Annotated in this window: 5 protein-coding genes, 2 tRNA genes, 1 rRNA gene, 1 pseudogene and 1 other annotated feature; of the genes and pseudogenes, 8 read left to right on the top strand and 1 reads right to left on the bottom strand. The window is 44.1% G+C overall.

What is annotated here, in order from left to right; all coding sequences use genetic code 11:
* A pseudogene (locus tag BLR76_RS12060) lies at positions 1 to 216 on the bottom strand (IS4 family transposase); the annotation flags it as partial.
* Positions 217 to 394: 178 nt separating this feature from the next.
* Here BLR76_RS12060 and BLR76_RS09740 point away from each other — a divergent pair.
* The 8 genes from BLR76_RS09740 (at position 395) to BLR76_RS09705 (ending at position 6,558) form a co-directional block, all read left to right on the top strand.
* Complete coding sequence (locus BLR76_RS09740) at positions 395 to 1,078, top strand: response regulator transcription factor (protein ID WP_091268517.1); 684 nt, start codon at positions 395 to 397, stop codon at positions 1,076 to 1,078.
* A gap of 18 nt (positions 1,079 to 1,096) precedes the next feature.
* Positions 1,097 to 2,233 (top strand): sensor histidine kinase, encoded by a 1,137-nt coding sequence (locus BLR76_RS09735; protein WP_091268515.1) that lies wholly within the window; start codon positions 1,097 to 1,099, stop codon positions 2,231 to 2,233.
* Between the two features lie 239 nt (positions 2,234 to 2,472).
* Complete coding sequence (locus tag BLR76_RS09730) at positions 2,473 to 3,789, top strand: serine hydrolase (protein WP_091268514.1); 1,317 nt, start codon at positions 2,473 to 2,475, stop codon at positions 3,787 to 3,789.
* Between the two features lie 58 nt (positions 3,790 to 3,847).
* Positions 3,848 to 4,071 (top strand) — a binding site (T-box leader).
* A gap of 61 nt (positions 4,072 to 4,132) precedes the next feature.
* Positions 4,133 to 5,407 carry a serine--tRNA ligase gene (serS, locus tag BLR76_RS09725; protein WP_091268512.1) on the top strand — a complete coding sequence of 425 codons (1,275 nt, stop codon included), beginning with the start codon at positions 4,133 to 4,135 and terminating at the stop codon, positions 5,405 to 5,407.
* Positions 5,408 to 5,609: 202 nt separating this feature from the next.
* Positions 5,610 to 6,152 (top strand): peptide-methionine (S)-S-oxide reductase MsrA, encoded by a 543-nt coding sequence (gene msrA / locus BLR76_RS09720; RefSeq protein ID WP_091268511.1) that lies wholly within the window; start codon positions 5,610 to 5,612, stop codon positions 6,150 to 6,152.
* Positions 6,153 to 6,259: 107 nt separating this feature from the next.
* Positions 6,260 to 6,375, top strand: a 5S ribosomal RNA gene (rrf, locus tag BLR76_RS09715).
* A 28-nt stretch (positions 6,376 to 6,403) separates the two neighbouring features.
* Positions 6,404 to 6,476 (top strand) — tRNA-Val (locus BLR76_RS09710).
* Between the two features lie 9 nt (positions 6,477 to 6,485).
* Positions 6,486 to 6,558: transfer RNA gene (locus BLR76_RS09705), tRNA-Lys, on the top strand.
* Positions 6,559 to 6,567: the final 9 nt, after the last annotated feature.

The following is a 6,567-nucleotide window of genomic DNA, read 5'->3' as shown; positions in this document are numbered from 1 at the left end:
TAATTTTGGGTTGACCAACTGTTGATCCAAATGCCGTAGGCTATCGGTTTCATCATTAATCGCATAGAGAAAGAGTTTCAGAACTTTCTTAAATGTTAACTTTTTTGAATAGCGATTAAACTGACTGATAGTCTGTCGAGACGATTCACTTAATGTTTCTAAAGAAATGTAGGAAAACCATTTATTTATGGTCATTTTTGTTTTATACTTATCCATGTTGTAGTCCTTTGTTTTGGTCTTGGATAAGTCATCCAACCCCATTATAAAGGACTTTTTTATATCATGAAACAGTTAAATTTTTAATGCAACACTAGTGATCCTTAAACAATTCTTTATGAGTTGCACGGACAATACATGATAAAATAAAGAGGAAATTGATGAGAGGGTGGGATCAATGCGTATATTGGTAGCTGATGATGACAAAGAAATCTGTGACTTGCTTGAGATATATATAAATAATGAAGGCTTTGAGGTTGAAAAGGCTTATGATGGTCAGGACGTATTGAACAAAGTGGAGCACCTGGACATCGACTGCCTCATCCTGGATGTCATGATGCCAAAGAAAAGCGGCTTGGAAGTGGTCAAGGAAATAAGGAAAGACTCGTCTCTACCCATATTGATGTTAAGTGCCAAGACAGCTGACATAGATAAAATTCGTGGCCTGACAAACGGTGCAGATGATTATGTCGTCAAACCGTTCAATCCATTGGAGGTGCTTGCCAGAGTCAAGTCGCTGATGAGACGGAGCGGCTATGGAACGAAGGATGCAGATACGGACGAATTGGAGATCGGCCCGCTGGTCATTAGAAAAGATCAGCACCAGGTCGAGACTGTGGATGGGGTGCCGGTACAACTGACTGCGCTGGAGTTTGGTATCCTCTATCTGCTGGCAACTAATCCAAACAGGGTATTTAACGCGGATGAGATTTTTGAAAAAGTATGGAAGCAGGAGAGTCTCGTTCCTGCTAAGACTGTCATGGTCCACGTGAGTCATCTGCGAGACAAGATTGAGAAAGCCACTGGCGGAGAGAAAGTTGTCAAGACCGTCTGGGGCGTAGGGTATAAAATAGAGAATTGATAACGGAGGTCAGGCAGCATGCAGTTAACAAATAAAGAACGACTGCGATTGGCGTTTGAAGCAGTCGTGACAGCCGGGATTATCTTTCTCTGCTATTTCGCCGTCTTTGAAATACTCAACTGGCTGGTTACCTCGTTCCCCGAAGTCTTTGGAGATTTCTGGATTTTTGGGAACATGCTGGCTGATATCAGAAATCAGGAACTGTGGGGACTGACGCCTCTTGTCTTCATCTTCCTTATCATTGTTGCTGGTGTGGCGATATACTGGCGCCTGAAGAGGCGATATCACCAGTACGAACTGCAGCATATTATTAAAGAACTTCACTATATTGCACAAGGCAATTATACACATCGCATCAGAGGAAAATACAGCGGGGATATCGGTAAAGTCGTGGAGAGCATCCATGTGCTTGTCGATTCGACTGTAGAAGCAATGGAAGAAGAACGACGGATCGAGCAGAGTAAGGATGAGCTCATAACGAATGTGAGTCATGACATCCGCACGCCACTGACTTCCATTATCGGCTATCTAGGATTGATCGAGGAACGGCGGTTCACTTCAGCCAGTCAGGCTACTGACTATGTCCATACTGCCTACAAAAAAGCAAAGCAGATGAAAGCTCTCGTTGACGATCTGTTTGAATACACGACTGTACGTCAGACGACTACCCCTCTGGAGTACATTACGTTTGATATGGGGCAGCTGATCGAACAGATGGCCATCGACTTTGAACTGGAAGCTTTAAAGAAAGGCAGGGAGATAAAGACTCGTACACCGGACACCCCGATCATGATGCGAGGAGATACGGAAAAAATAGTCAGGGTATTCCATAACCTTCTCTCCAATGCGTTGAAATACGGAAAGGGAGGCACACTTATCTGCATCAATGCGGTTCAATCAGAGAATAACGTAGAGGTCACAGTGAGCAACAATGGCGAAACCCTTCCGGAAGAAGCTATCGAGCAGCTGTTTGAACGGTTCTACCGGGCCGAAGTTTCCCGGTCGCAGGAAACAGCGGGAACGGGTCTTGGACTTGCGATAGCTCAAAGTATTGTTGAACTTCATAAAGGGAAAATTACAGCAGAAGTTAAAGAAGGGTGGACAGTCTTTACGGTTGTTCTTCCCCTTAATACTAATGGACAAGATGAACGGTGAGTGTGACGTGCCGTTCTTTTCTATGTTCGAAGAGCCCGGTCCAGTAACACAAAAGGCGAAATAGAATGATGACGGCTTTTCTAACGGTTCGATTTCAATTGAATGTCTAAAATATGAATTCTCTTGAAATACGGTTGTTTTTTTTAGAGTGAAAGAGTACCATGAAACATGTTGAATAAAAATGCCTGTAAGACTTCGAGTAAGACAAAAACAAACTATATGAATTAGGAGTTATTTAAATGATGATTGATTGGAAAAAACTGTTAAAAACCTCTTTTATTGCTGCATTAGCTATGCCCGTTTTCGGAACTTACGCTGCAAGTGCTGAAGAAAATGACCTGTCTGTTGAAGCGGAATCTGCACTGCTGATCGACTTTGAAACTTCACAGATCCTGTTTGACCAGAATGCGGAAGACCAGCGCGGAATTGCGTCCATGACTAAAATGCTGGTGGAATATATTCTATTTGAAGAAATTGAAGCAGGAAACCTGAACTGGGACGACGAAGTCACAATCAGTGATTACGCACACGCGATCAGTCAGAATTATGCATTATCTAATGTCCCGCTTCATCAGAACGGAGTCTATACCGTTCAGGAACTGTATGAAGCCCTGGCAATCTATTCTGCAAATGGCGCAACTATTGCACTGGCAGAAGAAATTGAAGGATCTGAAGTGGCATTTGTTGACCGTGCAAGAGAACTGATTGAATCATGGGGAATTGAAGAGTATCAGCTGTATAACACAACTGGATTGAACAATTCGTTTCTTGAAGGCAACCATTACCCGGGAAGTGATGAAGATGCTGAAAATGTGATGTCAGCTAAAGGCATCGCTACTATTGCACAGCGTCTGATTGCTGATTATCCGGAAGTTCTGGAAACATCAAGTATCCCAAGTATGACGTTCAGAGAAGGCACATCTGATGCCATCAATATGCTGAACTGGAACTGGATGCTGGAAGGCCTGGCTCATGAACGCATGGACGTGGACGGGCTGAAGACCGGAACGACCAGTTTTGCCGGAGCGACATTTACAGGGACAGCGAAAGCAGAAGGACGTCGACTTGTATCTGTAGTTATGGGTGCGGGAGACGGATTTACGAACCGTGGTCAGCGCTTCGAAGAAACGTCTAAACTGTTCGATTACGGCTTCGGTGAGTTTGAATACGTAACAATCATTGAATCAGAAATGAACCTGGATGACGAACACAATCTAACTGTACGTAACGGAGTGGAAGAAGACATTTCCCTCGTAACGACGGAGTCTATCGGCTTCTATCTTCCTGAAGGGACTGATCTGGAAGACTACTCTTATACTTTCGTACCCAATGACGATGTAGTCAATGAAAAGGGTGAAGTCGAAGCGCCTGTATCAGTGGGAGAAAGTCTAGGACAACTGGTTATCGACAATACAGATGATCTGGAATTCCTGAATGGAGAAGCCCAGCAGACGGTTAACGTGGCTGCTGCTGAATCTGTCGAGCGGGCAGGTTTCTTCACTGTCTTTTCAACTTGGTTGAGAGATTTCTTCAGCGGAGTAAGAGACCGCTTCTAATCGTGTAATGGGAGTTGATTTTATAACTGCTGTTGGTGTAGAATAGAAGCACAACTTAATGAACAGAAAGAAGACGAATCAGTAAGGGCAGCAGCAGGTCTAGAGAGTCAGTGGCTGGTGGAAACTGATCCTGGCTGTCCCTGAATCCATCGTCATTTATAAAATAGCGAAGCGTAGACTGAAGTTATTTCGGTACAGACCGTTATCCTGGCAGAGTGCAAAAAGACACCGGTCTTTTTGAAGCTGGGTGGTACCGCGAAAAGCAGTTCTTTCGTCCCTGATTATAGGGATAGAAGAACTGCTTTTTTGTATCTGATAATAAAAAAGAAAGAAGGAAAACGGTATGATCGATATCAAGCTGATTCGAAATGATTTTGATGCAGTAAAAGAACGTCTGCAGACACGAGGAGTGAACCCGTCTGAACTCGACGAACTGAAAGAGCTGGACGAACGACGCAGAGAACTGATTCAGAAATCTGAAAAACTGAAGAAAGAACGAAACGATGTATCTGATCAGATCGCACAGAAAAAACGCAACAAGGAAAATGCGGACGAGGCTATTGCGGCTATGAAGCAGGTCGGAGCAGAAATCAAGGCTATTGATGCTGAACTGGATGAATTAGAAGAGAATACACAGACCATTGCTTCAGGTCTGCCGAACTTACCACACCCGTCTCTGCCTATCGGTGAAGATGAAGAATCAAACGAAGAAATACGCAAGTGGGGAGATCTGCCTGAATTCGACTTCGAACCGAAAGCCCACTGGGATTTAGGTGCTGACCTGAAAATTCTTGATTTTGAAAGAGGAGCAAAAGTTGCCCGAAGCCGCTTCCTGTATTACAAAGGACTCGGTGCCAGACTGGAGCGTGCCCTTTATAACTTCATGATCGACCTGCATGTGACAGAACACGGATACGAAGAAGTGATCCCTCCATACCTTGCAAATGATGATGCGCTGTATGGGACAGGGCAGTTTCCTAAATTCAAGGAAGATGTGTTCCAGATCGACGGCCATCCGCTGACGCTTATTCCAACGGCAGAAGTCCCGTTAACTAACTATTATCAGAACGAGATTCTTGACGAAAAAGACCTGCCAATCTACTTTACAGCTCTATCTCCTTCATTCCGTTCTGAAGCGGGAAGTGCAGGAAGAGACACTCGAGGATTGATTCGTCTCCACCAGTTCAATAAGGTTGAAATGGTCAAATTTGCTAAGCCGGAAGACTCTTATGACGAGCTTGAGAAGATGACCGCCAATGCAGAAGCGATTCTGCAGAAGCTGGGACTTGCATATCGAGTTGTTCTTCTTTCTACAGGAGATACTGGCTTCGCCGCAGCTAAAACATATGATTTAGAAGTATGGATTCCAACGCAGGAAACTTACCGGGAGATCAGTTCATGCTCTAATACAGAATCTTTCCAGGCTAGACGGGCGATGATCAGGTATAGACGTGAAGAGGACGATAAGATCGATTACGTACACACGCTGAATGGATCAGGACTAGCAGTCGGACGTACAGTAGCCGCAATTCTTGAAAATTATCAGCAGGCTGACGGCAGCATCAAAATTCCTGACGCACTGGTGCCGTATATGGGCGGCGTCACAGAAATCAAATAAAGTGTATCCCTGCTGAAGTATACAGATTCAAGTCGATGTTCGGCTAAATAACTGTCCGTCACTGATGTAGGAAAATATAGAAAGGCTTGTCTGAGTCATATATCAGATAAGCCCTTTTTCTTTGAACCATGAGGCAATGTGTTACAATCAGAATAGACAATTCCGACCTTAAAACTCATGAAAAGAACTAGGAGGAAATTACATGGCAGAATTAGAAAAAGCAGTATTTGCAGGAGGGTGTTTCTGGTGTATGGTCAAGCCTTTTGACTCGCAGCCCGGTATCCATTCCGTTGTATCAGGCTATACAGGTGGACACGTTGAAAACCCGACGTATCGAATGGTCACTTCCGGTACGACTGGTCACACTGAAGCAGTAGAAATCACATTCGACCCTGAATTAATGCCTTATAGAGAACTGGTAGAGATATACTGGAGACAGACTGACCCCACAGATGCAGGTGGACAGTTTGCGGATAGAGGAGATTCTTATAGACCTGTGATCTTTTACAATAATCAGGAACAGAAAGAAGCAGCTGAGCAGTCAAAAAAAGAACTGCAGGAAAGTGGCAAATTCAAAGATCCGATCGTTACGACTATCGAAGAGGCAAAACCCTTTTATCCAGCTGAAGAATACCATCAGGATTTTTACAAAAAAGAGTCTGCTCACTATAAACGTTATAGCATTGGATCTGGAAGAGCAGGTTTTTTAACTAAGCACTGGAACGAGGATCCTGCTGAGGATTAATAGTGATGAGAAAAGAAGTTCAAATTATTTTTACAAAAGTTGTTGACATTAGGTCGATATCTTTGTATGATATAAGAGTTGCTGCGGTAACACGACGCAATAAACTGTATAGTGGCGATGGCGAGAAGGATCCACCTGTTCCCATTCCGAACACAGCCGTTAAGCTTCTCAGCGCCGAGGATAGTGAAGGGTTTCCCTTTGTGAAAGCAGGACGTTGCCGTGCAGCTCTTTTTTTATTTTCAGAGATATTTGGAGGTTTAGCTCAGTTGGGAGAGCATCTGCCTTACAAGCAGAGGGTCAGCGGTTCGAGCCCGTTAACCTCCATAGATCCATGAGCCGTTAGCTCAGTTGGTAGAGCAACTGACTTTTAATCAGTGGGTCACAGGTTCGAATCCTGTACGGCTCATATATAAGA

The sequence above is a fragment of the Alkalibacterium thalassium genome (assembly GCF_900101165.1).
Lineage (GTDB): Bacteria > Bacillota > Bacilli > Lactobacillales > Carnobacteriaceae_A > Alkalibacterium > Alkalibacterium indicireducens.
Note: the sequence above shows the minus strand (reverse complement) of the source record. Positions and strands in the feature narration are given on the sequence as shown.